Origin of the sequence: Microcystis sp. M44BS1 (assembly GCF_020244875.1) — a bacterium.
Taxonomy (GTDB): Bacteria; Cyanobacteriota; Cyanobacteriia; order Cyanobacteriales; family Microcystaceae; genus Microcystis; species Microcystis panniformis.
The window spans coordinates 1-3044 of the sequence record NZ_JADBVM010000195.1; the positions used below are offsets into that span (position 1 = coordinate 1).

Genomic DNA, 3044 nt, shown 5'->3' on the forward strand with positions numbered 1-3044 from the left:
AATTATTCCTCCCATCGAGAGCTATTCTGAATTGTAAGTTATAACTATTATAATCTCATTTCTCTTTGTGATCAAGTTGAAGATTTTCTAGTTTTTGACTGCTCTAAGTATTAATACTCATTGCATAAGTGAGATGCTCCCTTTAGTCGATTTATGCCACCCTATCGAACCATAACAAGTAACGAAGAGCCATAGATGGCAAGAAACAATACTTTCTCTTGAGTTTACTATTTATAATTGCCGTGAAATTTTAGGGCATCTAAAAGATTATTTAGGCTAGAACCTAATGGCAAATTAAAAATTCCAAGAAATCGACAATCATCCTAGCTCTTCGGGTATCCATATTAAATGTAAAATACTTGTATAAAACGTAAAGGTATTTATGCAGACAAAGAACTCGTATTTTTTAGATTTAATACTAATACCAAATCCGTTTTTAATAGTGTGATTAACTCCCCTATACCTTTTAAAGAGGATTTAGTATATCGCTCTTGGAGGGAGTCTGGCAAAAGTCTTACAGTCTCTAAACTCTAGCTCTCTTATGGGGTAAGCCTTCAAGCTATCGCTAACTAACAGAAACCCGAAATTTGAGTTTTTATTAGAAAAAAAGTTAGTGATCACTTGTCAACCAAGGGTTTCAGAATCTGGATTCGGTCAGGGATTTCCGAAAGTCCCAGAAGAGCGATATAGCGTTTCTGATTCACAAGGGGTACATTCTCGATCCTGAACAGCTTAATCAGCAAAGGTTTAAGTGTGCCGCACAGATGCGAGAACCGCTATAACATTTTCTTCTGTCAGAGGTTTAAACACATCCTTGAGCAGGATTTCGGCGATTTCCTTGACTTACTAATTGGTCGGACAGAGTCTATCCTTCTCCCCAAAAATCGATAATCATCAATCCCCAATTGGCAAGGTATTAAGTCTCCATCACTACTACCCAATCACTAGGAAAAGTAGAGTGCTGATCAAAGCTGTGATCAAGAGGAATCCCCAAATTTTCCAGAGCAATCCTTGCGCTTTGTTGGATTTAAGAGGCCAGAAATACACCCTACTGGCGAGATCAGACTTACTGTACTTTCTACCGGCGAGATCAGACTTACTGTACTTTTCCCCAGTTAAGCAACTTTGGGATCGAGAAAGACCAATTAAGCAACTAACACTGTCGATACGTTCAGCTAAACGAAACCTCAAAAAACTTTTTGGTTCTGCAAAGATGACCACACCACTATTTACACTAGGGTCAAAGACAAGAGAAGTAAATTGAACCAAAATGGAAAGAACAACCAAGCCGCTAATTAACCATCGTTTGAGCCGATTAACTGATAACATCTCTAAGACTAGCAAAGCTATTAAGGGGAGAAGCAGTAGCTGAACTGAGGTAACGTGATAACGAGCAGCCCAAGAACCATCTCCATGCCAGAAATCCAGTTTGCTGGTTAAGATAATATGAAAGACAAGTGCAAAAATTGAGGAAATAAAATATATTCGTATATAAGGTGTTAATTTGTTAAATAAAATAATCCCCAATACTAAACATGGTAAAAGAAAGGGGTCGTAAATAAATATACTTTTAGCTGGTGAGAAGAGAACGCCAAGAATACCAACGTAGGGAGGGTGTATGAAAGGATAATTAGGGGGCAATTCTGGCAACCCTGAAAAGATTGCTCCATTGCGTATTTGCTCAATGCTTAAGGATGCTGCCGTTGTCCAAAAATCCCCAAAGCGTAAGTAATTAAATAATCTACTGACAAAAAAGAAGGGAAATAAGCCGAAGTTCCAGAGTATGGCTGTCTTAAAGATTTGATTCAGCTTGAAATTTTTATAAATTAGACAGCTAATTAGAAACCCAAAAACTGTGAGAGCATAAATGATAGTTGTCGAGCGAATTATAATAGCCGCTCCGATTGCCAATCCACTCAAAAAAACATAAGGTACTTTGTTAGTTTTAATATAAGCTAAAGCACAAGCATAACCTAAAATCACACAAAGTAGGACTGGATTATTTTGTTGAAAAGTTTGTGCATAGTGGAGAACGGTAGTACCTAGCAACCAAATCAAGCTGGCAGATGCCGCAATTTTCTCCTGAAAATCAAATAGTCTAAGTAACCAATAACAGGAGATAACAACTAATACATTTAGAGGGATAACTACAAGAAAACTAACCGCAAATTCTCTTAATAAATAAGTACCTAAGCAAAATTAATTACACAAATCTAACCCCCCCTTGCCTCTTGCCCCTTACCTCTTGCCTTTCTTCACTAGGAAATTTATTTTGCACGACTACTTAAGGCTTAATACCGGGAAAAACTTTAGAGAGTTGAGTGCCAATCCAATCTGCGGGCAACATTAATAAGGATTGTCCTATATCATAAGCTTCATATCGTTTTCCATCTACTCCTAAAACACCAACAGGGTCTAATCGAGAGGAAGGACGATAATTTGGGGGTAAAGAAACCTCCTCAGTTCCTGTCCACAGGGCATGGGCCATTTTTAGTCTAACATCGGTATCTGGAGGTAAGTTGGCAGGATTGATTATTGTTATCCAGAGTAGGGCAATAAGGGACTTCCAAAAAATAAACTATTCATTCTCAAGAATAATAATCATTCTCGGAGTGTAGGAGGTAGGGGTCGATGGTTGCCTCCTCCTTCCAATTTTGTAGTAGAATTAATCCTGTACATTATTAATCAAGTTTTTCTTTGTAAGTGTATATGGAATTAACTGATTCCCTCAAGAAATTGCTCAGTGAAACTGCACTTCAATTAAAAGGTGCAGCTAAAAGAAGATTCATGGCCCAAACAGTCTTAGAATTAGGCTATGGGGGACAAACCCTTGCTGCACAGGAGTTAGGCTGGAATCGAACTACTATTCGTAAAGGAATTAAAGAACTAAAAAGAGGTATTATTTGTGTTGATAATCATTCAGCTAAGGGGCGGAAAAAAGCAGAAGAACATTTACCTTTTCTATTGGAAAACATCAAAAGTTTAGTGGATTCTCAAAGCCAAACTGACCCAAGTTTTAAAAGCCAAAGGCTTTATGTGAGACT

General features: G+C 37.7%; 2 protein-coding genes and 1 pseudogene. 1 reads left to right on the forward strand and 2 read right to left on the reverse strand.

Going from position 1 to position 3044, the window contains the following annotated elements:
* Positions 1–933 precede the first annotated feature (933 nt).
* Both IM515_RS15590 and IM515_RS15595 read right to left on the reverse strand, forming a co-directional pair.
* The gene (locus IM515_RS15590; RefSeq protein WP_287627789.1) at positions 934–2145 is read right to left on the reverse strand and encodes a glycosyltransferase family 39 protein; all 1212 of its coding nucleotides are present in this window, start codon (positions 2143–2145) and stop codon (positions 934–936) included.
* 139 nt (positions 2146–2284) lie between these two features.
* Complete coding sequence (locus tag IM515_RS15595) at positions 2285–2488, reverse strand: hypothetical protein (RefSeq protein ID WP_287627788.1); 204 nt, start codon at positions 2486–2488, stop codon at positions 2285–2287.
* Positions 2489–2709: 221 nt separating this feature from the next.
* On the opposite strand from IM515_RS15595, the pseudogene IM515_RS15600 reads away from it, so the two are divergent.
* Positions 2710–3044, forward strand: a pseudogene (locus IM515_RS15600) (ISAzo13-like element ISMae28 family transposase); the annotation flags it as partial.